Annotated in this window: 28 protein-coding genes and 1 pseudogene; 9 read left to right on the top strand and 20 right to left on the bottom strand. The window is 54.2% G+C overall.

Annotation, left to right across the window (positions count from 1 at the left end; translation table 11 throughout):
• The gene (locus tag BCM02_RS23560) at positions 1–792 is read left to right on the top strand and encodes a response regulator transcription factor (protein ID WP_187434375.1); all 792 of its coding nucleotides are present in this window, start codon (positions 1–3) and stop codon (positions 790–792) included.
• A gap of 122 nt (positions 793–914) precedes the next feature.
• Here BCM02_RS23560 and BCM02_RS23555 read toward each other — a convergent pair whose 3' ends face one another.
• From BCM02_RS23555 to BCM02_RS23525, 7 genes are all read right to left on the bottom strand, one after another.
• Positions 915–1,406, bottom strand: a complete 492-nt coding sequence (locus tag BCM02_RS23555) for a DL-endopeptidase inhibitor IseA family protein (protein WP_148931571.1) — start codon at positions 1,404–1,406, stop codon at positions 915–917.
• 99 nt (positions 1,407–1,505) lie between these two features.
• Positions 1,506–1,943: an SRPBCC family protein gene (locus BCM02_RS23550; protein ID WP_425466202.1), complete on the bottom strand. Its 438-nt coding sequence runs from the start codon at positions 1,941–1,943 to the stop codon at positions 1,506–1,508.
• A gap of 87 nt (positions 1,944–2,030) precedes the next feature.
• Positions 2,031–2,528: an EVE domain-containing protein gene (locus BCM02_RS23545; RefSeq protein WP_148931728.1), complete on the bottom strand. Its 498-nt coding sequence runs from the start codon at positions 2,526–2,528 to the stop codon at positions 2,031–2,033.
• An 11-nt stretch (positions 2,529–2,539) separates the two neighbouring features.
• Positions 2,540–3,082 carry a DinB family protein gene (locus tag BCM02_RS23540; RefSeq protein ID WP_148931569.1) on the bottom strand — a complete coding sequence of 181 codons (543 nt, stop codon included), beginning with the start codon at positions 3,080–3,082 and terminating at the stop codon, positions 2,540–2,542.
• A 66-nt stretch (positions 3,083–3,148) separates the two neighbouring features.
• Entirely contained in the window at positions 3,149–4,096 is a 948-nt protein-coding gene (locus BCM02_RS23535; protein WP_148931568.1) for a helix-turn-helix transcriptional regulator, read from the bottom strand.
• Positions 4,097–4,131: 35 nt separating this feature from the next.
• On the bottom strand, positions 4,132–5,262 hold the full coding sequence (dnaN, locus tag BCM02_RS23530; RefSeq protein WP_187434374.1) for a DNA polymerase III subunit beta: 1,131 nt from the start codon (positions 5,260–5,262) through the stop codon (positions 4,132–4,134).
• A 25-nt stretch (positions 5,263–5,287) separates the two neighbouring features.
• On the bottom strand, positions 5,288–5,524 hold the full coding sequence (locus tag BCM02_RS23525) for a ribbon-helix-helix domain-containing protein (RefSeq protein WP_148931566.1): 237 nt from the start codon (positions 5,522–5,524) through the stop codon (positions 5,288–5,290).
• Positions 5,525–5,749: 225 nt separating this feature from the next.
• On the opposite strand from BCM02_RS23525, the gene BCM02_RS23520 reads away from it, so the two are divergent.
• Both BCM02_RS23520 and BCM02_RS23515 read left to right on the top strand, forming a co-directional pair.
• Complete coding sequence (locus tag BCM02_RS23520) at positions 5,750–6,535, top strand: alpha/beta fold hydrolase (protein WP_148931565.1); 786 nt, start codon at positions 5,750–5,752, stop codon at positions 6,533–6,535.
• Positions 6,510–7,097: a TetR/AcrR family transcriptional regulator gene (locus tag BCM02_RS23515; protein WP_148931564.1), complete on the top strand. Its 588-nt coding sequence runs from the start codon at positions 6,510–6,512 to the stop codon at positions 7,095–7,097. Before BCM02_RS23520 ends, BCM02_RS23515 begins: the two co-directional genes overlap by 26 nt.
• A gap of 103 nt (positions 7,098–7,200) precedes the next feature.
• Here BCM02_RS23515 and BCM02_RS23510 read toward each other — a convergent pair whose 3' ends face one another.
• Complete coding sequence (locus BCM02_RS23510) at positions 7,201–8,193, bottom strand: YiiG family protein (RefSeq protein WP_148931563.1); 993 nt, start codon at positions 8,191–8,193, stop codon at positions 7,201–7,203.
• Between the two features lie 426 nt (positions 8,194–8,619).
• Here BCM02_RS23510 and BCM02_RS23505 point away from each other — a divergent pair, with 426 nt between their 5' ends.
• Positions 8,620–8,835, top strand: coding sequence for a hypothetical protein (locus BCM02_RS23505; RefSeq protein ID WP_148931562.1), 216 nt, complete (start codon positions 8,620–8,622; stop codon positions 8,833–8,835).
• 101 nt (positions 8,836–8,936) lie between these two features.
• On the opposite strand, the gene BCM02_RS23500 is transcribed toward BCM02_RS23505, so the two are convergent.
• The 3 genes from BCM02_RS23500 to BCM02_RS23490 are packed head-to-tail and all read right to left on the bottom strand — an operon-like array spanning position 8,937 to position 10,982.
• A complete protein-coding gene (locus BCM02_RS23500) occupies positions 8,937–9,380 on the bottom strand; it encodes a DUF350 domain-containing protein (protein ID WP_148931561.1) in 444 nt (147 codons plus the stop codon).
• Between the two features lie 24 nt (positions 9,381–9,404).
• Positions 9,405–10,637 carry a glutathionylspermidine synthase family protein gene (locus BCM02_RS23495; protein WP_148931560.1) on the bottom strand — a complete coding sequence of 411 codons (1,233 nt, stop codon included), beginning with the start codon at positions 10,635–10,637 and terminating at the stop codon, positions 9,405–9,407.
• A 6-nt stretch (positions 10,638–10,643) separates the two neighbouring features.
• The gene (locus BCM02_RS23490; protein WP_148931559.1) at positions 10,644–10,982 is read right to left on the bottom strand and encodes an aminotransferase yhxA; all 339 of its coding nucleotides are present in this window, start codon (positions 10,980–10,982) and stop codon (positions 10,644–10,646) included.
• Between the two features lie 82 nt (positions 10,983–11,064).
• Between BCM02_RS23490 and BCM02_RS23485 the strand changes: the two genes are divergently transcribed.
• Positions 11,065–11,535, top strand: a complete 471-nt coding sequence (locus BCM02_RS23485; protein ID WP_148931558.1) for an RNA helicase — start codon at positions 11,065–11,067, stop codon at positions 11,533–11,535.
• 72 nt (positions 11,536–11,607) lie between these two features.
• Here BCM02_RS23485 and BCM02_RS23480 read toward each other — a convergent pair whose 3' ends face one another.
• The 4 genes and pseudogenes from BCM02_RS23480 to BCM02_RS36075 form a co-directional block, all read right to left on the bottom strand.
• A complete protein-coding gene (locus tag BCM02_RS23480) occupies positions 11,608–11,928 on the bottom strand; it encodes a hypothetical protein (RefSeq protein WP_148931557.1) in 321 nt (106 codons plus the stop codon).
• Positions 11,929–12,439: 511 nt separating this feature from the next.
• Positions 12,440–13,150 (bottom strand): DUF899 domain-containing protein, encoded by a 711-nt coding sequence (locus tag BCM02_RS23475; RefSeq protein ID WP_148931556.1) that lies wholly within the window; start codon positions 13,148–13,150, stop codon positions 12,440–12,442.
• Positions 13,151–13,281: 131 nt separating this feature from the next.
• Positions 13,282–13,719, bottom strand: coding sequence for an AAA family ATPase (locus BCM02_RS23470; RefSeq protein WP_148931555.1), 438 nt, complete (start codon positions 13,717–13,719; stop codon positions 13,282–13,284).
• A 1-nt stretch (position 13,720) separates the two neighbouring features.
• Positions 13,721–14,080, bottom strand: a pseudogene (locus tag BCM02_RS36075) (tRNA(His) guanylyltransferase Thg1 family protein); the annotation flags it as partial.
• 328 nt (positions 14,081–14,408) lie between these two features.
• On the opposite strand from BCM02_RS36075, the gene BCM02_RS23460 reads away from it, so the two are divergent.
• The gene (locus BCM02_RS23460) at positions 14,409–17,303 is read left to right on the top strand and encodes a family 78 glycoside hydrolase catalytic domain (RefSeq protein WP_246183521.1); all 2,895 of its coding nucleotides are present in this window, start codon (positions 14,409–14,411) and stop codon (positions 17,301–17,303) included.
• Positions 17,304–17,684: 381 nt separating this feature from the next.
• Positions 17,685–18,635: a macrolide 2'-phosphotransferase gene (locus tag BCM02_RS23455; RefSeq protein ID WP_148931554.1), complete on the top strand. Its 951-nt coding sequence runs from the start codon at positions 17,685–17,687 to the stop codon at positions 18,633–18,635.
• A gap of 147 nt (positions 18,636–18,782) precedes the next feature.
• Here the strand turns inward: BCM02_RS23455 and BCM02_RS23450 are convergent, their stop codons facing one another.
• The gene (locus BCM02_RS23450) at positions 18,783–19,328 is read right to left on the bottom strand and encodes a P-loop nucleotide/nucleoside kinase family protein (protein ID WP_148931553.1); all 546 of its coding nucleotides are present in this window, start codon (positions 19,326–19,328) and stop codon (positions 18,783–18,785) included.
• A 189-nt stretch (positions 19,329–19,517) separates the two neighbouring features.
• Between BCM02_RS23450 and BCM02_RS23445 the strand changes: the two genes are divergently transcribed.
• Complete coding sequence (locus BCM02_RS23445; RefSeq protein WP_187434372.1) at positions 19,518–20,153, top strand: hypothetical protein; 636 nt, start codon at positions 19,518–19,520, stop codon at positions 20,151–20,153.
• Between the two features lie 266 nt (positions 20,154–20,419).
• Here BCM02_RS23445 and BCM02_RS23440 read toward each other — a convergent pair whose 3' ends face one another.
• Genes BCM02_RS23440 through BCM02_RS23430 form a run of 3 tightly spaced genes read right to left on the bottom strand, consistent with a single transcriptional unit; the run spans position 20,420 to position 21,670 of the window.
• Positions 20,420–20,734, bottom strand: a complete 315-nt coding sequence (locus tag BCM02_RS23440; protein ID WP_148931552.1) for a DMT family transporter — start codon at positions 20,732–20,734, stop codon at positions 20,420–20,422.
• The gene (locus BCM02_RS23435) at positions 20,734–21,075 is read right to left on the bottom strand and encodes a DMT family transporter (protein ID WP_148931551.1); all 342 of its coding nucleotides are present in this window, start codon (positions 21,073–21,075) and stop codon (positions 20,734–20,736) included. The genes BCM02_RS23440 and BCM02_RS23435 overlap by 1 nt, the downstream gene beginning before the upstream one ends.
• 13 nt (positions 21,076–21,088) lie before the next feature.
• Positions 21,089–21,670: a TetR/AcrR family transcriptional regulator gene (locus BCM02_RS23430; RefSeq protein WP_148931550.1), complete on the bottom strand. Its 582-nt coding sequence runs from the start codon at positions 21,668–21,670 to the stop codon at positions 21,089–21,091.
• Positions 21,671–21,883: 213 nt separating this feature from the next.
• On the opposite strand from BCM02_RS23430, the gene BCM02_RS23425 reads away from it, so the two are divergent.
• Positions 21,884–22,105 (top strand): hypothetical protein, encoded by a 222-nt coding sequence (locus BCM02_RS23425; RefSeq protein WP_148931549.1) that lies wholly within the window; start codon positions 21,884–21,886, stop codon positions 22,103–22,105.
• Positions 22,106–22,160: 55 nt separating this feature from the next.
• Here BCM02_RS23425 and BCM02_RS23420 read toward each other — a convergent pair whose 3' ends face one another.
• A complete protein-coding gene (locus BCM02_RS23420; protein WP_148931548.1) occupies positions 22,161–23,081 on the bottom strand; it encodes a helix-turn-helix transcriptional regulator in 921 nt (306 codons plus the stop codon).
• Positions 23,082–23,287 lie beyond the last annotated feature (206 nt).

Here is a 23,287-nt window from a genome sequence, read left to right as displayed (position 1 = left end):
ATGAAACTGCTCATCGTGGACGACGAATGGATTATCGCGGATAGCTTGAGCACGATGGAGGAATGGAGCGAACGGGGATTGGGCGTGGCCGGGATCGCCCACAACGGGTATGAAGCGATCCGCATGCTGGAGGACGACGCCGAGATCCGGCTCGTCATCTCCGATATCCGGATGCCGGACATGGACGGGCTGCAGCTGCTGCAGTACATCTATGAGGAGAAGCCGGACACGCAAGTCATTCTCGTCAGCGGGTACGAAGACTTCGCCTATGCGAGGACGGCGCTCAAATACGGGGCGAAAGGCTACCTGCTCAAGCCGATCGACACGGACGAGCTGCTCGAGGCGGTCGATCGGGTACTGGCGCAGCTGAAGCCGCCCAAAGCCGATACGGCCGTGGCGCAGCTGGATGCGCCGCCGGAGGCGATGTCGGAAGCTCAGCCGGAAGCGCCGATGCCCGAGCTTCCCTACCATGCGGACATCGTACAGCGGGCGAAGCAGTACATTCAGGCCCATCTGCATGCCCCGCTCTCCCTGTCGGACGTCGCGGAGACCGTGCATCTCACCCCGCACTATCTCGGGCAAATTTTCAAGAACGGCTGCGGCATGCTGTTCAACACGTACTTGACGCAGGTGCGGATGGAGAAGGCGTGCAGCCTGCTCGTGCAGACGGACCTCCGCATCTATGAAATTTGCGAGCGCGTCGGCTACATCGACTCGAAGTATTTCGGGAAAGTGTTCCAGAAGCATACCGGCATGACGCCGAACGATTATCGGCAGCGGCATCGGGGGTAGGCGGGGCTAGCGGTCAAGGAGCGCAAAAAGAACCGTAGCGGAATGACCCGCCTACGGTTCTTGGCTATTTCAGGATTGCATTGGCTTAGCCTAGTACCAACAATAGTCAGTACCTTGGGCGGTTAGCGCGGGGACTTCGCGCTCGTTCGGTTACACGGCGCGTACCGGTAATCGTCATACGGGCTTTTGCGCAATATAATCGTCATCGCGCCCGTGCCCGGGTTACGAGAGATGATATAGCGGACGGTCATCCGCTCAACGGCCGGATCGGCGAGAACGGCGTCCACGATGATTCGGCTGCACGTTTGCTTCACGATCTTCACGCCCAACACTTGGTAGGGCAAGCCGCCCGTATCCGCATCCGGCGCGTACAGCCATCCCCGAATAGACCGGAACTCCGCGGAACAAATCATACGATTGGCATACACGGCGCTCCAATATTGACGATAATGCCGGAAAATTTTGCCACGGGTCGAGAATCGGGAAGGCAGTTTGTAGTAGTCAAACTCGCCAATCGTTATCGGCGTCGTGTTTCGGTCATACGAAAAGACGACTCTCTCCCAGGCTAGTTCCGCATTCAGAATGAACGCTTTCAGTTGCTTGCTCGTCACCATGCCGCATCCCTCCTCTACTTGGCTTCATAGCATTCTATGAAAGCGGCAGCGAGAGAGAAACGGCAATTCGTAGATTCTGCGGCTCTTGCTAATCGGTGCTTATTGCTGAGAATGTCCTGATGTCCGATTTACCAACTGAGCCAGCAGCTCCTCCAGCCGATCCAGCGTCTGTTCGGCGCCGGGGGCCGCGTAGGTTTTCACCTTTTCGAATACGGCCTCGGTTTCTTCGAATACCGTGCGATACGTGAGCTTCGTCTGGCCGTTTATCTCCTCGAAGGTGGCCTTCGCGACGAAATGCGGAAACACGGTATGCCGAAAGACGATGCGCTCGGGCTGCACGATCTCGTCGAAGACATTGGTGTTCGGGAAATCCACGCCATCCGGGCTATGCATAACGAATTCCCAGGTGCCGCCCGGTTGCAGCTCGAACTTCTGGAACGTCGACGTAAATCCTTGCGGCCCCCACCACTTCGATAGATGCTCCGGTTTCGTCCATGCCTCGAACGCTAGATCTCGCGGCGCTTCCAATAGTCGGATGATCGCAATCTCCCGCTCGCCTACTTGCGCTGCCTGGTGGTTGGCCTTGTTAGTTGGGTTCTATATTCACTCCACTCCTTTTGGCCATTATAGCAAATTGGCCTGGTGTGGATTTCTCTCCGATTGCTCATTCGTATACCCCGCATCGCCAAGCATGGAACGAGCAATGGTCTGGAAGTCTTCGATTCCGATCTCAAATTGGCCGAAGCGAAAGGCATACCCCCAATTGAGCTTCCCGCGGGTGAACGTTAGCTGCCCTAACAGATCGGCAATCTTCACTGCCTGACAGGGGAGGAAGCGCACATCCCGGCGGAGGGGGACAAAGGTTTCCGACATCCGGTATTCGTAGATGCGGTCATCCACGACTTGTCCGATGGCGGTAAAGGATTGGAGAGGCTTTCCTTTCGCCATGTCCGTCCGCGGAGAATAGTAGATGAGCCAATCCCCTTGACGCATCCGACGTAAAGGCGCGGCTTTGCCATGACAGAGTTGCGCGAATCCCCCCTGCGCCGCTCTCTCTACATGCGAGGCAGACACAACGCCAATCCAGTACCGACATTGCTGCCGATCCGTGGCATTCGGCATCTGGCGACTCATTAACCATTCTTTCCCAAGAAGTCCCGCAACCGTTCAAGCTGCAATAGGTGATGACGGTAATGCATCTCGATAAGCAGAAACCACTCTCTGGCATTTAATGCGCCGAAGCGCGGATGAGGGACTCGATTCCCTTCATGTACCTGACTCAGCGCGACTTCCGTCCGTTTCATCCGCTCTACCACGGCACGAAGTCCTTCCGCGAGCTGTTCTACACACTCCGGTTGCTGCGGCGTATACTGCGGCGAAGCGGGGACCTGTATCCGAATGGGCGGAAAACTTCCACGCTCAAAGATGTCCGTACCACCCGCCGTCTTCTCTCCCGCGTTCCCAAACGTCGCCTCATCCCCTGCCAGACACTGGTCGACATTACGCAGATGCATGAATTGCGCCGACTGAATCAAATGCATCGCCATTTGGCCGATCGACCATTCCTCCTCGCTTGGCTTGGCGCGCAATTGCTCCATATCGAGTTGCTCCAATTCAACCAAGTAACGTCCAACCGTCGCTTCAAACGCCAACAAGGCTTCCGCTGTATTTCTCATATAACCAACACTCCTCGTTTCGTTCGGATAAGCCAAGTATAAAAAAACGCTCCTGACAACAGCGTGTCAGTAGCGTTTTAACATTTTCTCAACCTCTTCCCGCACCCGGCGGCGCAACGACTCCGGCTCTAGAACCTCGACGTCTCCTCCCCAGCTAAGGATATGATGCAGCAGCTCATCCGGCGTGCGTACGCGAAAGCGGACCCATGCGCCGTCGACTCGTTCCTCGACCGATTCCATATAGAAATCAGCCTGCTCCGCGATTTTGTCGACCATATCGGAAAGGGCTCGAACCAACACGCGTTCGTTGCGGTCGTCCGGCGGACGGTAACCGCCTAAGTTAAAGTCTTGCGGCATAACGAAGCGTTCTTCCAACACGGCGAGCTCCGAGATGCGCGACAACCGGAAATGTCGGATATCCTGCCGCAGGCCGCAGCGTCCGATCAACATCCAATGACCTTGCACCAGCGCCAATCCGTACGGATCGACCTCACGCGTACTTTTCCGATTGCCGTCCGATTCCGCGAGTTTTTTCCGATACGCCATCCTTATCGTGCGCCGCTCCATGATCGCGCGCCGCGCTTGCCCGAGATACTCCTTTTCCTTCAAGCCCGTGATCGGTTCGCTTGCGTGCAGTAGCCGCATCGTTGCGCGTACGCGCCTCGACTCCTCGCGCACGGGCTCGGGCAAAATCGCTTCGATTTTGCGCCTGACGGCCTTCGCGACCTGCCCGTAATCCCCATCCAACCGCTGCTCGATAAAATCCGCTCCCATAAGCAGCGTGACCGCCTCTTCGGCGGAAAACCCGATCGGCGGCAGAAAATACCCTTCCATCAAGGAATACCCGTGACCGGGCGCGCCCATGATAGGGATCCCCATTTCGCTCAAAGCTTGAATGTCTCGATAGATGGTCCGCACGCTCGTCTCGAATCGGGCAGCCAGATCTTCCGCTCGCAAGAGCTTGTTCCGCTGCAGTTCGAGCATGATGGCGAGTTGTCGGTCTGTTTTGTTCATGCTATGGTCCCCCGCTGGTCCGATATCCGATTTATTCAACTGTCGTGCGTACGAATAGGCGTGATTAAGAACAACATAGGCGATGCTTCATCCTCCGGTAGTATGACAAGCGGACTTGTTTTTCCCGTGAATCTCAATCGGACCCGTTCACTGTCCACGCCACGAATAATATCAATTAAGAACCTTCCGTTAACGGAAATGCGAAACGCCTCCCCCTTCATTGTACGTAAAGGAACGCGATCTTGAACATCCCCGATCTCCGCGGTTCGAGACGATAACGCCAAAGTACCTTCGGTCGCTTCCAGCTTGATGATTCGATCGCCGGCGAAGACGGAAACACATTCAACGGCACGTAGCAAAAGGGTTTTCTCAATGAACAGTTCTGAAAGATAGTCGCGTGGAATGACATGCGATAGGGAGGGAAACGCGCCATCAAGCAGAGCCGATTCGACCTGCAGCTCATGTGTCGTAAATCGGACACGATTGTTCATGACCGCAATCTCGGTTTCATCGTGATCGTTCTTAAGGAGTTTGGATAGCTCGTGTAGATTTCGGGCGGGTATCACGATTCGGGCAGCGGGTCCAAGATTCGTACCGGTCCATATCGTTCTGGAAGCAAGGCGAATGCCGTCGCTCGCCATGAGTTTCAGCGACTGTTGACTGTAGTCGAAGGAAACCCCGGTCAATACGGGTCTCATGTCCGACAGCGAAGCCGAGGCTGCTACTTGCGCAATGGAAGCCTTTAATACGCCGTTATTGATCCGGAACTTAATAGGCGGATGGGCTTCCCTATGATCCATGGGGGGGAATAGTTCCGGCCCCACGCCGCATAACCGAACGTGTGAATCTGCTGCTGTAATACGGAGGATGAGGGGCTCGTCCATATCGATCGTGATGACGTCCGCGCTAAGTTTCCGAATGATCTCGTTCATATACCGTGCCGGTACAACAATACGGCCTGCCCGGTGGATGCGCAACGCATGAGCAGCCTCGCGCAACGCCACCTTAATGGTCAGGCTTGCATCGCTGGCCATAAGAACGAGTTCGTCTTGCTTGACCTCCAGATAAATTCCGGCAAGTACGGAAGTGGGGCTGTTAACCGATACCGCTCTTGATACATGCTGCAACGCGTGGATTAGCGAAGCTTTCTTGATCTGGACTAACAACGTCATCACCTATCTTAAGAGTCCGTCATTGGGAATAAAAGTACTCGATCATGTTGCGGATTACCTCCGAGCGGGATTGTTGATGCTCGGCACTCTGCTTCTCGATTTTGTCCCACAATTCTTCCGTCAACGTTAAGGATACTTTCTTCGTCACGCCGATGCCTTTTCGTCCGGCTCCCTCCCGCAGGCCGCCTCTCGAGAACGAGAAGCCTAATTGACCGTCTTTATTGGAGACGCTGACTTTAATTTCCTTGTCGCTCACTAGGCTACCGGCTCCTCTAATTGAATTAGGTAACCACAATCAATATTAACTAATTTGATTTTAACATAGAACCGGATCGTTCTACAATCTTTCTTGTAGAGACCGCTCATTAATAATCCTAGACGGTTCGTTAGCATGCCAAAAGGCAACTTTTTCATTGACTGTACGTTCAGTCATAAATACAATGGAAGAAAAAAGTGTTTCTTCGTTAAGGAGGAGATCGAGGTGCGTCTATATTATGAAGTTCAAGGGAACGGATCGCCGATTGTCATGATTCATAGCGGAGGCGTCGACTCAAGGGTATGGAAGTATATGGCTGCGGATCTGGCGCAATCCTTCCAGGTCATCACCTTCGATGGTCGAGGAACCGGGCGTTCGCCTGCACCGCAGCAACCGATCTCGCTGGTGGAGGATTTGCGTGCGCTGCTCGAACATTTGGAATTGGATCGCGTCACCCTCGTCGGCCATTCCATGGGCGGGCAGGTCGCGACAGACTTTACGTTGTCCTATCCTTCCATGGTGGAATGTCTTGTGGTCATCGCCCCTTCGCTAACGGGATATACATTTTCGCCGGAATTCGCGGCCTACATGGCATCGGTGAACGCAGCCGCTCCCGATATCGCCAAACTCGTGGAGTTGTCGTTGGCCGGACCGATCTATCGCGCCACGATGGCGAGCCCGCATCGGGATTTTCTGCGCGAAATGACTGCGAGTTATATGACAAGGGTGTTCACCGAGTGGAAGAGCTTCGAGGTCCTGTGGCCAGAGCCGCCCGCGATTGAACGATTAGAGGAGATTACAGCGAGAACTTTATTTATACGGGGTACGATAGAGTGGCCGGACATGGACAACATTGCCGAGTGCTACTCGCGCGTCCCCGCGATCCAACATGCCGTCATTCAAGAGGCGGATCATATGCTTATTCTGACTCACGCGCAGCAACTCGTCGATCACATCCGGCTTTTTGTAAAGGGAGAACTCGACGATGCCGCGAACGCCGCAAGAAAATGATCGCATTCGACACGCTGCCAAAGAAAATATTCGTTCGGCCGCAATCGAGATTTTTATCGAGAAGGGCTACCACGACGCGGCGATCGACGATATTGCGAAGAGGGCCGGCGTTTCCAAGGGCCTGATTTATAATTACTACAAAGGGAAAGAAGAACTGCTCGCGGAAATGGTCAAGACGCGAATCGAAGACATTACTCATGTCATGCAGACCGCTGCCGCTCTCGATGCGCCATCCGAACAACTGAGGCACATTGTCGAAGGCGCGCTAAACAACGTCAAACAACATCCCAAAGTATATCGATTCTACTTGCACTTGCAAACGCAGCCTGAAGCGGACAAAGTCCTAGCCAGGTACAGCCAGATGCTAAACGAGGCAATGGCCGAACAATTCGAAGTACAGTGCGAAATGTTCGCCAAACTCGAGGGCCAAGATGAGCGAATGCGATCGCTTTATTTTTCGTCTACGCTGCATGGCGCCATGCTGATGATTTCCACCTACCCCGATCGTTTCCCGGTCGATGAAATCCAAGAGAAGATCGTCCGGCAGTTTTGCCGCGGTTGACAACAATCAACTAGGAGCACCTACATAGCCGAGCGCGGCGCGCTCAACGTAACAAGCCTTATCCGCGAATGGCACGCGGATAAGGCTTGTTCGTTATTGGCACTTAATTTATTTCATTATATCTTTCGACTGCCTTGCCTAGCAGATAATAGAAATTCTCAGGCGTACCGTCCGTCGTGCTCAGGAACTGACCGTTCAGGTCAGAATCCGATACGGGTTGCTTCTTATTGATGCGTTCAATGATTTTCGAAGCGGCCGCTTTGGCCTCGGTAGCTGCATGAACATAGTTCTCGATGCTGAAGCTGTTAACCCCTTCTTTTTGTATTCGCTCCTTATCTTTCGCGATTGTCGCCAGTGCATTCAAATCTTCCGTCATCATATCGTATTTGGCTTTAAACTTCGCCATATCCAGCTGCAGCACATTGCCGGCGTTGATTCCCTGCTCTTGCATTTCGATGGCCACAGCCTCGGCATCTATCATGAACTTCAGGGCATTATACATGATCTGCTGGTCGGCATCCTTGCGTTTTAGCAGTTCGGCCTGACGCTGCTCGTTATCCATTTTTTGCAAAGCGGTGAAGTACTGTTTGGCGACAGTCTCGTAAGCGACATTAGCGGTTACGAGCTTGGTATGCAGCTGTTTTCCTTTCGCGAAATCATCATCCACGTAGCCTCTACTATCATAGTAGGCTTTCATCTCGTCCAGGACGGACAATAGATCTTTGATAACCGGCGTCAGTTTGATCACGACAGGATCCGCGCTCGCGAAAGCAGGTTGGCTTGCGGTATAGCCGTTCGCTTGATCAATCACTTTCCGCTCCGTCTCGGCAACGCCGATCATGATGAAGGCCAGGTTTTTCTCGATTACAGGCTGTTGATCGGCTCCGAACTTCTCGAAATAATGATCCAGCACCTCGCTGATTCGGCCCGTCATCAAGTTATTGAGCCCCACATACGCGTTGTATTTCTCGATTTCTTTGCTCTCGCCGGGCGTAATGCCTGCAGCCGCTTGATCCACGGTGGATGAAATGGAAGAACATGCGGCCAACATGACGCCTAACGCGATAATGACAATTAAGAATGATAGCTTTCTCACAAAATGATTCCTCCGGCTACGTAATTTATCGTGCTTTTCATACCTATTGAATTTTAGAATGGTTTGGTGGATCAATCTTGAGTCTTGGGTAGCAAAGTTTACCATAACGTGAAGTTTTTCTTCAACTCTAGATTGTACTAAAGATTGCTTCAGCCCGATACTAAGGAGCGAATGATAATAACCGAAGACAATAAAATGAGAATTCGACTTAATTTCATAAATCCATTCCTTTCATTGGAAATATGCCCATACAAAATAACGTGCCCGATAACGTTATTGTTGCATTACCCTGCCCATTCGTTAGCGACAAAAGGAGCCGCTGCCGCGAAGGTAATCTGCCCATGCGAACGTAAGGAAATATTTACAATAGAACATATGGTAGCCTATGATTTAACCATTCGTCCAAGCCGAAGGAGATGAACACAGGTGAACCATACATTTGAATTTACGGCGATCGTCATGATCGGCAATGGAGAGCTGACAGAGGACTTTACCATCGATATCGCCAGAATCGCAGATCAGTTAACCGCACGGCTGGAGATCGCTCAGAAAACGCTCCAAACGATTGCGGATAGCGCCGCGCAAGACAACGAGGCAGTGAAGACTATTGCTTCGGAAGCGCTGAAAGCGATGGCGGAGTAAGTGCGCGCCGCAAATAAAACAAGGAGCAGCGCCGCGAAGGTCTGCTCCCTGTTAAGGTTGAATGATCGTTGCCCGTTGCTCAATCCCTTGCGAATCGTTGTTTAGCCTGCCGCGACAGCAGGGTCATACGAGAGACAACCGGCGATGACTAGCCCGACGCTGACCGAGAGCAGCAGAATCATAATCCCCACCGCAATATTATTCTGGTCGACCGCCTTCGTAATCGTCGCCGGTATGCCGATCGCTCTGCCGAACACCAGGGCCAACAATTCGGCGAGATAGAATAAGATAATGAGCGAGACGATGCCGATGACGCCCCACAGCAGCATATCGGATAACGAAATCGAATTCTCGGCGGCCGCGCGAACGACGATCGCCAGTCCCGCCAGTCTTCCGCCAAGCGACAGTCCGGCCGCGACATTACCGCTGAAGATCAACCGGAACTCCTTGTTCTTCGTCGTCAATTCGAACAATATTAAGCCGACGATCAATATTGCGAATCCGAGCGTCGAATACGAAATAAAATCCACATACAAATTATTCATAACCAGACATTCACCCTTGCTTTCCTATTTTTTCTCCAGGCCCACAGGCAAGAAGTACGACAGATTGTCCGTAATGGTATTCCCTGCTCGAAGGCCGATCGCGCCCGGCATGCCGTCGATCAGGAAGCTGCCGATCATATAGGACCCTTCGCGCGCTCCCTGCACGGTCTGGAACGAAACGGCCGGCATGTCGAGACAGCGTTGGTAGACCGGGAGATAATGCGCATAGCTGGCCTGCGGATCGGCGAGCTCGAGCTTACCGGCGCCGTCGAAGATTTTGACCGAATTGCCTTCCCGGCCGAACGACGGCTTCATCACGTATCTCTCCATGCGATCCAGAAACGGGTCGGGCTCCAGATAGGTCGGCAGAAAATGGTCTCGGATCCAACCATGCTCCTCTGCCGTAAAATAAGCGCTCCCCTCTTCATGAAGTCCCCAGATCGCGGCCTGCACCGATTTCGCCTGCAGCATGAACGCCGACAGCGGATTCAGAATAGCCAATTTCCCTTCGATCGCCAGCTCGAGCAGCCACAGTCCGACCGGACGGCCCTCCGCATCGGTATCCTCGATCATCTGCTCGATCGGATACGTTTGCCGATACAGGATGTCGATTCGCATCCCTTCTTCGTCGAACAAGCCTTCTCCTTGCACGATTTGCAGCTTGTGCAGCGGAACGAATCGAGAAGGAAGCCCGGACAGCTCCTGCAAATATAACGCCGTATTCGCATCTTCGACGTTGTCCTCGTGCGCCGTGAACGCGATAGCCGGGAACCCTTCCCGCCCGAGCGCCTCCCAGGCATCGAAAATCCGTCGCTTAACGGCTTCCGCCAACTGCGCTTCCAAGCCCGCATTCGGGTCCTGAACGCCAAACTGTTCGCATACCAGACCGTTCACGCGATACAACTCTTTGATGAAGGTTGGGGTATCCGCATTGATCTCCAGGACCCGGTACGTACCGCCTTCCGGAACCAAGTCCAGGCGTGCAATGACCGGCAGACTCGAACCGGCGGCTTGCAGATACGGAACCGAGCTTACGGGAAACCCGAGATCGAGCAGCGTCTGTTCGTCCACAGACTGGAGCAGATCTCCGATTTTCCGATAAATACGGCCGACTCGCGCGGTAGCTTCCCGGATCGCTTCGATCTCCTCGTGCTTCACGATATGGACATCGAACAGCGAATACTCTTCGCCGTACAGATCCGCCCAATACCGGTCGATCCGCTCGTAAAATCGGCTTCGACGAACGTCATGTCGCATGGCGAGCTAGCCTCCGCTGCTCGAGCTGCCCGATCCGAAGCCGGAGCTGCTTTTGCTTTTAATATACTGGGCATGATAGCTTTGAAACTCGTTGCTGCTCTTGAGCGCGCTCTTGGACTTATAGTACTTCCCGTTATAGTAATAAGAACCACGGTGCGAGGAGGAAGAATCATCGCATTCGTAGACGCCTTCCGAGGCATCGTATTCCCAATCCCGGCAGGAGCCGTCCGTCGGCGCTGGCGGTATCGCGTGCCCCGTGCCGGAGCATCCCGCCGCGGTCGCGGCGAGCGCGGCACCGGAAATGCCCAGCATGACCTTTTGTGTTAAACTGATTTTTGAAGACATCGTAACCTCCAAGTTGATTTGTAATCCCTGTCTTCCATCATACCGACGCCGTACTGGCGATAGAACAGGAGCGTGACGATGGATGCAAGCCTTCTCGTACTTCATCGACCGCGGCAGCGGCCGGTACGATCCGTTCATGTCTTACGAAATTGCGCCCGACGAGTGCTACGCCCGGCAGCTGTGCACCTATCTCGTCGCCGGAGAGCGGCAATTCAAGCTGCTGGCCAACGAGATGGACGGCGATACCGAGCTCCTTATCCTCGAGGAGATCGGCGCGAATGCAGCGTATCCGGACGAGAATCATTACCGGGGCCAAGGAATCTTCATCGAATTCCGTCAACCGAGCCGATCCGGGATGTTGCTCGCCACGCTGCCCTGCGCAACCCACTTCGACGTCATTCGCTATCTGCTCAAAGACGTCGTCGAGGTCCCCGGCCACGGCCAGATGTACACCACCTCCGCGGAAGTGGATGAAAATCGTGGCTGCTACGTCATCTACGTCCGCGGCCTGCAAGAGCCGGACCCGGACATGCGCGCGTCAACCAGATTCTAGAAAGTTTGCCGAAATTCAATACGCTCGACCGAACCCGAAAGTTTCGATGCGCTCGCATGGACTCATCGAAACTTAGGGTTCTTCTTTCTTCGTCTTTTGCTGGTCGATATATTTCTCTAGTTCCTTTTCAATCTCTTCATTTATTTCGGTTAGACCTTTTTCATGATCGCGATGAATGTCATCTTCGGCTTCTTCATCCACTCGAAATACTTGTGAGGCATATTCGCTTTCATCGATCTCTAACTTCTTTTTTATGCGTTGTAAATCATCATAGATCATTTTGCTTCTCTGATGTGTACTGAATATTAACCCGAAGGCAAGCCCAAGCGCAATTACGCCTCCGATCGTCCCCGCTACCACGTTCAGAACTACGGCAATTACAATGCCGATCATAGCCCCGATGAATGTAAGTATAGTTCTCTCTCCCCCCTAACTCACACCCAATGCTGTCAGGTTAAGGGGGCTCCGCCCCTTTGACTCCACTTTTGTTGCTCCCTCCCCCTTCCCCCTCCGCTGAGGGGAACCAAAGGACTTCGCCCTCTGGACTCCCTTTTTCGTGCTTGCACGTTTTTTCCCGGTCGGCGGATTGCTTCGAGCTGGCACGCTTTTGTCCTAGCGGACAAAGCTTCAGTGGGTGTTGAGGTCCCTCCTAAGACACAAGCCTGTCAACTATAGGCTTCAGGCGGCTTCAATGGACGTTTTTCCTTAACCTTACAACATTGAACTCACACCCCTATTTTTTACAATTATAGCACTTCGAACGTTTGATGACCGGAGTAAATATTATCGCAACACTGACCAGTTCTTCAATAAAAAAAGCGAGCAGTCCCGTGAAGGTCTGCTCACTTCATATTCGCTGCTAACCTAACGATTCACACCGCTATATGCGTCCACTGCATTCATACTAGCGGCAGCACGAGTCTGAATGATTCGCATGTTCGTACTTATCGTGGTGGCGCCACCACATGTACGGCTTGGTTTGCGGCCATCCTGCAGGCGAATCCTCCCACTCCTCTTGTCTGCCGAACGGCGTCAGGTCGAGAAGATTAAACTGGTTGTTAAGTCTATCGGTACCGCGAGCCGTCGTATAGTACGTCCGATAGATGCGATCGCCATCTCGGAGAAAGACGCTAAATCCCGGAATCTCCCCATTGTCCGTCGATGCTCCCAGATCATGATTAAAGTCGCTCTCCGCTGAAGAGACCCATGGGATCGTCCACCCCATGCGCTTCCGGAATTGCTCGATTCGCTCTAACGGCGCGCGCGAAACAAGGACCAGCGCGGTATCGCGGGTATGCAAATGAGCGGGATGACCCATGCTATCGACCAGCATCGAGCAACCGACACAGCCCTCTTCCCAACTGGGATCGAACATGAAGTGATACACAACGAGCTGCCTGCGCCCCTCGAATAGTTCAAGCAGGCTCGTCTTCCCGTTCTTCCCTTCAAGCGAATAATCCTTGTCGATCTGGACCATCGGCAGCCTGCGACGCTCTGCGGCTAGCGCATCCAGCGCGCGGGTAGCTTCCTTTTCCTTGCGAAGCAATTCATCACGGGCGGATAACCATTCTTCATGGGACACGACTTCTGGAAGTGCTGCACGGCTCTGACTCAATTGAATCCCTCCTGCGGCGATTGTTTTCCTACACTCTAAAGGATAGCATTGGATGACCTGGATCATTTCTTATCCATTGCTAAATTAGAGAAGAAGTCGTACCCGTAGTTCCCCCATTAAAACGACTCGTTTTATTCCATTTTACTAATCGCAAACTCTCCACCGGATGATATTACTTGGTAAAGTTCATCGAATCCTTCCGTGGCTGTAGGTAATTGCAACTTCTTCAATGTGCTCTTTATCGCTATTTCCGGAACCTTTTCTTTATCATGTCTTTTTTCATTTCTAGAAAAAGATACATTATAGTCAGATTTAAAGTAATAGCCTTTAATCTTGAACTTATTTTCTCTTGCGATTTCGATATACTTCTTCCTGTCATTGATTGTTGGATTCGTATTGTCAACAACAAACGACTGCATGGCCTTAATAGATGCTGCTATATAAATATCCTCACGGTTTCTTGTTTTTAACATATCGAGGTTTATTCGCACATGCGTCTTAAAGAATTTTTCTTTATAAAATGTAGATTTCCCGGACGCTTGTATCCCTATAAAGATTATACATTCCACGCTACTCCTCCTTGTCCGAATAGACATATCGGTTTATGTAGTCTCGATTCTGACTAAAGATTGGTGTATCGATATCAACGTCCCACTTACTTCTCGTAGCCTCGCCTTTCTTGTAAAACTGCTTCGTGATGCAAGCTCCACGCTTATGCCAAACCGGAAGGTCGTTCCAATTAATGCCTTTCTCTAAGAATAGCTTATCCTGAAGTTTCTTTCCGTCCAGACCTTGAAGCTGCTTGTGAGGAAAAGTTGCTTGAGCAACCATCGAGATACTGTTCTTTGTCGCATCTTGCTGCCTCCACAGAAAGTAGTTGCACACTTCATCATGCGGTAAAACCCATGCTCTGCTATCGAATGTAGCCAATGCGATGAACTCTGAGTCGAGTGTCCCTCACCCATTTTACTAATCAATGAAAACCGTTGTTTTTCTATTAACTCAAACACTTTTTTCTCCCAGCTTATCCTATTTAGTGGATTTTACCATAATGGACGCACCAAACAATATTGGAATTATACCGCCGCCTTGTGCATGTCTCCCGAATCGTAAACAGTAAAGCCCGTGTCGTGAAAAAGTATTCGGACTGCACGCGGCACGATATCCGGATCGCCCCTGTATCGTGTCCGGATCCCCCCTTTTATTTCTCCATAGTTGGACTATGATGGGGACAAAACGATCGATAGAGGGGATAACGATGATGGACATGTCAATTCGGCCAGATTGGGAAGCATCCTGGATATGGGGCTCCGGCACCGAAAGTCCGAGGAACGAGTGGCGCTGCTTCAGGCGCTGCTTCGTCGCGCCTACTAACGCGGAGCAAGCCGTCGTCCGCCTTACGGCGGATTCCCGCTACGTGCTGTTCGTGAATGGCGCGCGGGTTGGCCGGGGGCCGGTACGATCCTGGCCGTTCGAGCTTGCGTACGACGAATACGCGATCGGGCATCTGCTGCGGCCGGGCGCCGAGAACGTCATCGCCGTGCTGGTCATTCATTACGGCGTTTCCACGTTTCAATATTTGCGGGGGAGAGGCGGACTTCTGCTCCAGCTCGACATCCCGGGCTTCTCCGGTCCGTTGCTCGCAACGGACGATTCCTGGCTAACCGCCGTCCACCGCGGACATGACCCCCGCACGTCGCGCATCTCCTGCCAGCTTGGCTTTACGGAATCGGTCGACGCGCGCGCATGGGATTCCGGGTGGAACGGGCCCCGGTATGACGACTCCGGCTGGGAGCCCGCAACCGTCATCGGGGCCGTCGGCATGAAGCCGTGGACGCGCCTGGTCGAACGCGGCATCCCCCACTTAACGGAAGAACCCGTCTATCCGGCGCGCGTGGAGCAGCTTGCCTCCGTACAGCCGATCCCTTGGAACGCGGTGATCGACCTTCGCAATCTGCTCGTTCCCGAGAGCGCCGATCACGCGAACAACGTCGAGTTCAGCGGGTATGTGGCCACCGTGGTGCGCTTGGACGAAGCGGCCGTCTTCACGATCGGTATCGTGGACGACGGGCGAATCCCCTGCCGGGTCAGTATTGACGGCCGGTGGCTCGAGGGCGGCGACTATGCCGAGATCGAGAGCAGGCGGCACGCTGCCGTCGAGCTGCAAGCCGGCGAACATCTGCTGCTGCTGGACGTCACCGGGCGAAGCCATGGACACGGCTTCCATCTCGGCTTCGACTGCGACGTATCGTTCGACGTCTATTCGCCCGTGCCCGGCCAGGCCGGTTCGGTTCCGTTCTGCGCGGCGGGTCCGTTCGACCATGTCGAGATCATCGACCATCGGCCGGTCCGCTCATTGGACCGCAGCCATCCCGACTATTTGCGCATGCAGGACGTGTCTTCCGCGGATGAGTTGATGCATTTTTCGGCGTGGATTCGCACGGTCGATCCGCAGCTGGTTCATCCGGATGACGTATTTGCCCTGTCTGTCTGGAAGAAGGCCGAGACCCGGCATTCCGTACCGGCCGCCATGCAGCACGCCGTTATAGCCGGCGCCGATCCGGCGGTCATTCCCGTCTATGCCGGAAGGGATACCGAGCTGGTCATCGATTTCGGACGCGAACTGTCCGGTTATATCGCCTTCGAGCTCGATGCCGCGGAAGGAACGATCGTGGACGGGTACGGGTTGGAATATATGAAGAACGGTTGGATGCAGCATACGTACCAGCTGGACAACACGTTCCGCTACGTATGCCGCGAGGGCAGGCAGTCGTATGAATCCTACGTTCGCCGGGGGCTCCGGTATTTGGTGCTGACGATACGCGGCGCGGCGCGGCCCGTGAAGCTGTACGAATTGAAGCTGCTACAAAGCAATTACCCGGTTGCCGATACGGGACGATTCCGAAGCAGCGATCCGCTATTGAGCGACATATGGAAAATTAGCCGGGATACGACGCGGATCTGCATGGAAGATACGTTCGTCGATTGTCCCGCCTACGAGCAGGCGTACTGGGTCGGCGACGCGCGCAACGAAGCGCTTGTCAATTATTACGCGTTCGGCGCGCGCGAAATCGTGGAACGGTGTCTGAAGCTTGTGCCGGGCTCTTCCTTCCAGACCCCGCTATACGCGGATCAGGTGCCCAGCGGCTGGAGCAGCGTCATCCCGAACTGGACCTTCTTCTGGGTCGGCGCTTGTCTCGAATATTACCGCTATGACGGCAACTCCGCCTTCGTCGCCGACATTTGGCCGCACGTGAAGCTCACGCTCGACAAGTACTTGTCGTTGCTGAACGACAACGGCTTATTCGAAAATGAAGGCTGGAACCTGCTGGACTGGGCTCCATTCGAACAGCCGGAAGCGGGAATCGTTACGCCGCAGAACATGTTCCTCGTCAAGGCGCTGCGGGATGCGGCCGAGCTTGGCGCGATCGCCGGTTTTGGGGATGAAGCGGATTTGTTCGTTCGGGAAGCCGGCAAACTGCGTAAGGCCATCGACGATCATCTATGGGATTCGGAGCGGGCGGCTTACGTCGACTGCATCCACGCGGACGGCCAGCTATCGGCCACGATCAGCATGCAGACGCAGATCGTCGCTTCCTTATGCGGTATCGCCGAGGGCGAACGCAACCGGCTGGTCGAACGTTATATCGCGAGCCCGCCTCCCGCCTTCGTCCAGGTCGGCAGTCCGTTCATGTCTTTCTTCTACTACGAGGCGCTGGCCGCGATCGGGCGGTTCGATTTGCTGCTTGCCGACATGCGGCGCAATTACGGGTTCATGATCGCCAGCGGCGCGACCTCTTGCTGGGAGATGTACCCTTGGAGCGGCTTTAGCGATGATCCGCGCATCTTGACGCGCAGCCATTGCCATGCGTGGTCCGCCGGTCCCGTCTATTTCCTCGGCGCTCATATCCTTGGCGTGCAAGGACTGACGCCCGGCTGGACCAAGGTGCGCATTGCGCCGCAGCCATGCGGCTTGGAATGGGCGGAAGGGTCCGTGCCGCTGCCGCATGAAGGCCGGATCGACGTCGCATGGCGCCTGACGGGCGAAGGCGAGCTCGAACTGCGCGTCGAAGCGCCCGCGCATGTGGAGCTTGCGACCGTAGCGCCGGAAGGATACGGCATGAAGGTGGAGCGGGTTACGGTCGGCGATTAAGGCGAATACGCCGCGGCGACCTGCTCCCGGTTGGTTGGGCAAGACAGCCGTATCGACGTTAACTGTTGCGATCGTACGGCGAAAGCTCAGTACGCGAATGGAAAGAACGATCATAACCGAACTGTACCTTGGGACGGGCAAGCTGTCGATGATACAATAAAGGGGAATTTAGCGAAGGAGGAACTTGGTCATGGGGATCGGATACATTCGTTTAAGAAAAGCGTAACGGCTACGCCGTCTTTTGCGGCGATGCGCGTTTCATTCCGGATAAGCTGATTAGTTTGCGTTTACAATCTGAGGATTGTGCATGCATCATCTAACGATGGAGTAATACGGGACCATTTATATAAGCGTGTTTATTACGGAAAACGAGGTGTATCCATGAAGACCCCTAACAAGACATCCGCTACCGTCGAGCGCATGCTCGACCTGGCAATTAAGCATGGCATCGAGGTTGATGCCGCCACGGTCAAAATCAATGAATCGGGCCTGGATTTCCTGGCGGTATTCGCGGACGACAAGGACGGCATGCCTTGGGTATTGCGTTCCCCCCGTCGCGAGGACGTTATCGAATCCGCCGGCTATGAACATAAGGTCTTGCAGCTGGCAGCGAACCATATGTCGGTGTCGGTGCCGGCATGGGAAGTATATACGCCTGAGCTGATCGCCTATCGGAAGCTGCAAGGGACGCCGATGGGCACGATCAATCCCGAAGCGAGCGGTTACGATTGGTACTTGGATCCGCAAAATATACCGGACGGCTTCATTCAATCCCTCGCGGAAACGCTGGCCTCCCTTCACGGAATCGCCCCCGAGCTAGCGCTGCAGGCCGGTGTTCGCGTGAAACAGCCGAATCAAGTGCGGGAAGCCCTTGCCGTGCACATGGATGAAGTCAAGCGCAGCTTCGGGGTATCCCGCGCGCTATGGGAACGCTGGCAGCGCTGGCTGGCCGACGAATCTTACTGGCCGCAGCACTCCGGACTAGTCCATGGCGATCTGCATCCGGGGCACATCCTCGTAGATCCGCAAGGGAACGTAACCGGTTTGTTGGATTGGACGGAGGGAGAGGTCTCCGATCCCGCGACGGATTTTACGATCTATCATACCCTATTCGGCGATGAGGGACTGGCGGATCTGCTGAAGCGATACGAGCAAGCGGGCGGCCGGGTGTGGCCTCGGATGCATGAGCATATCGTCGAGAGGATGGCCGCTTATCCCGTACTGATCGCAATCTTCGCCATGAAGAGCGGATTAGCGGAATACAAGGCGATGGCGCAAAATGCCCTCGGCGTAAATGAACGCGGCGAGGAGCTGCCGACGGAACCATCGTAAGCAAGCGCTGCTCCGGTGTTACGCCGTCATGGCAATGAACGCACAAAAAGCCAGATGGGGTACGTCCCCTCTGGTCTTTTGCCGTGGAATAGAATCAGCGACTAGATCGCCTGCTTCCCCCGATCGCTCGGCCGCTGTCACGTCTTCCTACCACTCGCATGGCTCGCTACCTCGCCGAAACCCGTTCATATACGATAATATCCGATGCACATTCGACTCGACGTCCAGAACAGTATCAATGACGAACTCATTCTCGTAATCTTCATTCTTTATATCGCTGTAGTGCTCTTTAAGCTTCGTTAAATCCGTGATCAGCTGGTTGGGCAGCGGATTGCGGCTCCGGCTGGACAGCCGCTCGGACCAGATCGCCTCGTCGCTACAGATGCAGCGCACCGCTTTTAACGCTCCGCCCCGTTCTGCAACCCAGTGTTCCAGTTTCTTCACGTCGTCGGCATGATTGAAGCCAAAGTCGAGTAGTACGGGACTATTCGACTCGATCACCCCCTGCAAAAATCGATACAGAAATGCGAAGCATATTTGATTTCGCCGCGCATGTTCGGGCACGAATTCGGCAACGGAATCATAGAGATCGTCTTTGTGCAGCACGTTGAAGCGATTCCTTCTGGCCAACGCCCTCGCTACCGTCGATTTACCGGTACCGGCTTTTCCTCTGATTAGAACAATCGTCGCCATGTCGATTCCTCCGGACTCACGTCATATTTACTGCTAATGAAAAGACGCGAACGGATGGAAATAAGTTCGTCCTTCCTTTCATTCTGAGGCTAACGAGAATGGTGACGAAATCGACGCAAATACCGCGCATGCATGAAACCCCGCTGCAATGCCAAAATAGACAGAGTCTACATGAAATGGGGGCTGCGCATGGAGGAGTTAGGCAAGCGAATCGACCAGCTGTCGAACAAGCTGACGAATATGAGATGGGAAATATGGACGAAATATACGCTCTTCACGTGGCAGTGGTGGATGCTTGTCCTGGCGTGCGCGGGGATGGTCGTGCTTTTCGTCGTGCTCGTACGCAGGGGAAATCTGCTCAAGTCGTTCGCTTTTCTCGGGATGATTTATTTGTTCAATAAAAACCTCGACGATGTCGCCACCGCGATGAACTGGTACGATTACCGCATGCAGCTGGAGCCGATCATCCCGACGATGCTGCCGGCCAATCTTTTTATTATCCCCGGCGCGCTGACGATCTTGTACGAACGTTACTCCGATTGGAAATCGTATTCGATTGCGATCGGCGCCTTCGCGGTGTTGGTCTCTTACATGGCGCTCCCGCTGATGAAGCAGGTCAAGATCTACACGGATAACGCCTGGAATGGCCATTGGTCGTTATTGAGCCTCGTGGCGATGGCCGCCATCTCGAAGCTGGTCGTGGATTGGTTCGTCCGCCAGCAAAGCCGCGAAAGCAACGAGCACCGGGACCCGCATGAGCGCGAGATCCACGTGCTGTATACGAGTCCGTCGCTGTTCAGTCGGAGGAAGGGCAGCGTCAAATAAGCTTATCGCTCATAAGGAGCGCGGCTTGGACGCATACTCTCTGGTGGAAGGAGACGGGAGGTGAATGACAGATGAGCAACGACAACACGCCGAAACATAAGCCGGCGCGATCGAACGATCCGAGCGACCAAGGCAAAAAGAACGTGCAAAAAACGCAAAAGTAAAACGGATACTCGCCCAAACGAAACCGACGGCAAAGAAACCCGGTCCACGCGACCGGGTTTCTTGAAATTCCAACTTGCGACGGCAACCACGTACTCCTCATCCTAAGCGATGAGCTTCAGTCCTACCGCCGCGGCCAATACCATCGCAATGAACAGCATTCGGCGCCATTCCTTCGATTCGCCGAAGAACAACATGCCGACCAGCGCGCCGCCGACCGTGCCGATCCCCGTCCATATCGCGTACGCCGTCCCCATCGGAAGACTTCGCATGGCGATGCTCAAACACCCGAAGCTTATCACGATGCCCGCGATAAAGAGCATATACGCCGCAGCGTTATTGTCGCGCTTGATCCGGTTCATCCCAAGCACGCCGACGACCTCGAAGAGGCCGGCGATCAGCAACGTTACCCAAGCCATTATTCCGATACCTCCTTGGTTTTGGATGCGCCGCCGACTAATTTCAAGCCCAGTACGCCCGCGAGGAGCAAGGCGATCAGCAGTAGTTTGACCATTTTGACGGGTTCGTCGAACAACATCATCTCCGCGAGCACGGTACCCGCGGTTCCAAGGCCCGTGAACACCGCATACACCGTGCCAACCGGTAATTTAGTCGATGCCACGATAATTAAATAGAACGAGATGATGACGGCCGCGACCGTCCCGGTCCAAGCCAACGCGTTGTCGGCGTGCTTGAAGCCAATGACCCACATGACCTCGAACAACGCGCCGATAATTATAAACATCCAGCTGCGATTCATAGCTGCTCCTCCTCTAGTTGCTTCTTACGCCCCGCCAGAACACATGCCATGCGGCATCCAGCCTTCTCTTATAATGATCGTGATCGCCATAGAGCATCTCGACGAATAAACTATCCAATACGGCCATGTACGAGCTCGTCGCCTGTTCGACGGTCACGTCGGCATGGATGAGTCCGTCTTGCTTCGCGGATTGGAACAGCAGATTGGCCGCGTCGGCCATCCGGTCGATGTAATGCAAGCTCAGCTCCATCGATTGCCGCTGCAAATGGACGGGAGGGAAAAAGGACATCCGCAAAAAAAACTTCGTGTTCTCTTCCTTCTCGTACCGAACTTTATATCCGGACAAAAATCCGAGCAGCTGATGCTCCAACGACGATGAACGGTTCGGCTTCAGATCGGCTTCCACAAAATGCAGCTCCCTCGTCGCCGCCTCTTGATAGACCGCCATGAATAGCTCGTCTTTGCCCTTGAAGTGATTATAAATAGACGGTTTCTTGATGCCGACCTCGGCGGCGATGTCCGCGAGCGAAGCGCCCTCATACCCGTTACGCGCAAAATGACGAAGCGCGATATCCCTGATTTTCTGCGCAGTCATGGAGATCCTCCTATCACTAACTACCGGTCGTTAGTTGACTAACGATTGTTAGTTTACCACAGCGATTGGCGTACTTCAATCTATTATCCGCGTATTTGATGCGAATATCGCTTTCCAATTTGCACCTGCGTCTCTTTAGGTTCCCATCGCCCCGAATACATTGCAACTTATTTCCAATTCCAACGTCTGATTGTTCATGACCGCCGGGAGGAGATGGGGACGGTCGACTTCAATTCCACGGACTTCCTTGAGCTGACGATCGCGCTCACGTCCGCGGACAAACACATCATGGAATATCGATTGACTTCGGAAGGCCGCGTTGAGGTTCGTAAAGGCGGCGACGCCTTTGCGAGAGCGTTCGTTATGAAGGGAAGCGCCGTATCGTGGTTCGAGGAATTAAAGCGACTGTATGATGCGCATGAGCCGGAGGAGTAAAACAAAGAGAAACCCGACCGTCAGCGATTAGACGCTCTGCGTTCTCCGCTTATTATCAGGCTTCCCGATACCGCTGCAGCATCTTCTCGAGCTTCCGCCTCAAGGCTTGTCGCAGCTCGATCGGCGCCACGATCTCCGCCTCGTCCCCGAAGCTCATCATGACGCCAAGCAGCCATTGCTCGCTTGCGGCATTGTCGAGCTTCAGCGTCACGGTCAGCGAACCGTCCGGATTGAAGCTTCTGTCCGACTCATAGAAGAGATCCATCGCTCTGGCCAGCGCTTCGCTCGAGAACTGCAGCACGACCTCCTTGTGATCGTTCCACCGGTATTGCTCGAAGGCCGATCGCTGGGGCGATGCCTCGTGGCGGCGCTCGTACCGCTCCGGCTGGAGGAGCAGGTCCGTCATTCTCGATATTTTGAACTCCCGGTAATCGCCGCGCGTCCGGCAATAGCTGAATAGATACCAAGCATCATGCTGGTAACGAAGGCTGACCGGCTCGACCGACCGCGCGACTCTCTCGTTCTTGCCGTTGATGTAGTCGAACCGGACGACCTGTTTCGCCGTGATCGCGTCTCGCAGCTTGCGCAGCGACTCGTTGTACGTGACGCGATGGCTCCCCATATCCATGGACAGGTGGGGAAGTTGATCGTTTTTCTGGATCGTTTGCAAGCGACGGACGGTCTCCATCGCCCGCTCGTCGTCGAAGATGGACGACATGCTGTGCAGCACCGTAATGAGCGAAGCCACGTCGAACGATCCGAGCAAGCTGCGATCCATTTTGTACGACTCGATAATGCCGTACCCGCCGTTCGCGCCTTGATACGATACGACGGGGATCCCGGCGGCGCAGATCGCGTCGATATCCCGGTAGATCGTGCGCGGGGACACCTCGTATTTCTCGGCCAGCTCGGAAGCCGATACCACCTCGTTATTCAGCAGCATATAGACGATCGAGATCAGCCGCTCCAGTTTCATGATTTCCCCCCGCTCGCGTCGCGTTGAATGAGTCCCATTATACCATAATGGCATTGGCGAAATTCGCTTCCTCCGGGCTCGGCGTCGGCTGCAGCATTCCGCATATAAATTCTTGTATCGCAAAAGGCTGCGTCGTGACGACGCAGCCGAACATGAACAAATTGAACCGCGTGAAACCGGAAGCCGGGCGAGAGCCTCTAAACGTC

This window comes from Paenibacillus methanolicus, from assembly GCF_008124765.1.
GTDB classification, from domain to species: Bacteria; Bacillota; Bacilli; order Paenibacillales; family Paenibacillaceae; genus Paenibacillus_Z; species Paenibacillus_Z methanolicus.
The sequence above is the reverse complement of the archived record's forward strand: the minus strand, read 5'-3'. Positions and strand labels throughout refer to the sequence as shown.

Bases quoted from the DNA above. Each gene is read 5' to 3' on its own strand.
- BCM02_RS23560 (WP_187434375.1), top strand. From the start codon at position 1: ATGAAACTGCTCATCGTGGACGACGAATGGATTATCGCGGATAGCTTG.
- BCM02_RS23555 (WP_148931571.1), bottom strand. From the start codon at position 1,406: ATGGTGACGAGCAAGCAACTGAAAGCGTTCATTCTGAATGCGGAACTA.
- BCM02_RS23545 (WP_148931728.1), bottom strand. From the start codon at position 2,528: ATGCCGAATGCCACGGATCGGCAGCAATGTCGGTACTGGATTGGCGTT.
- BCM02_RS23540 (WP_148931569.1), bottom strand. From the start codon at position 3,082: ATGAGAAATACAGCGGAAGCCTTGTTGGCGTTTGAAGCGACGGTTGGA.
- BCM02_RS23535 (WP_148931568.1), bottom strand. From the start codon at position 4,096: ATGAACAAAACAGACCGACAACTCGCCATCATGCTCGAACTGCAGCGG.
- BCM02_RS23515 (WP_148931564.1), top strand. From the start codon at position 6,510: ATGCCGCGAACGCCGCAAGAAAATGATCGCATTCGACACGCTGCCAAA.
- BCM02_RS23500 (WP_148931561.1), bottom strand. From the start codon at position 9,380: ATGAATAATTTGTATGTGGATTTTATTTCGTATTCGACGCTCGGATTC.
- BCM02_RS23495 (WP_148931560.1), bottom strand. From the start codon at position 10,637: ATGCGACATGACGTTCGTCGAAGCCGATTTTACGAGCGGATCGACCGG.
- BCM02_RS23490 (WP_148931559.1), bottom strand. From the start codon at position 10,982: ATGTCTTCAAAAATCAGTTTAACACAAAAGGTCATGCTGGGCATTTCC.
- BCM02_RS23485 (WP_148931558.1), top strand. From the start codon at position 11,065: ATGCAAGCCTTCTCGTACTTCATCGACCGCGGCAGCGGCCGGTACGAT.
- BCM02_RS23480 (WP_148931557.1), bottom strand. From the start codon at position 11,928: ATGATCGGCATTGTAATTGCCGTAGTTCTGAACGTGGTAGCGGGGACG.
- BCM02_RS23460 (WP_246183521.1), top strand. From the start codon at position 14,409: ATGATGGACATGTCAATTCGGCCAGATTGGGAAGCATCCTGGATATGG.
- BCM02_RS23455 (WP_148931554.1), top strand. From the start codon at position 17,685: ATGAAGACCCCTAACAAGACATCCGCTACCGTCGAGCGCATGCTCGAC.
- BCM02_RS23450 (WP_148931553.1), bottom strand. From the start codon at position 19,328: ATGGCGACGATTGTTCTAATCAGAGGAAAAGCCGGTACCGGTAAATCG.
- BCM02_RS23445 (WP_187434372.1), top strand. From the start codon at position 19,518: ATGGAGGAGTTAGGCAAGCGAATCGACCAGCTGTCGAACAAGCTGACG.
- BCM02_RS23440 (WP_148931552.1), bottom strand. From the start codon at position 20,734: ATGGCTTGGGTAACGTTGCTGATCGCCGGCCTCTTCGAGGTCGTCGGC.
- BCM02_RS23435 (WP_148931551.1), bottom strand. From the start codon at position 21,075: ATGAATCGCAGCTGGATGTTTATAATTATCGGCGCGTTGTTCGAGGTC.
- BCM02_RS23430 (WP_148931550.1), bottom strand. From the start codon at position 21,670: ATGACTGCGCAGAAAATCAGGGATATCGCGCTTCGTCATTTTGCGCGT.
- BCM02_RS23425 (WP_148931549.1), top strand. From the start codon at position 21,884: ATGGGGACGGTCGACTTCAATTCCACGGACTTCCTTGAGCTGACGATC.
- BCM02_RS23420 (WP_148931548.1), bottom strand. From the start codon at position 23,081: ATGAAACTGGAGCGGCTGATCTCGATCGTCTATATGCTGCTGAATAAC.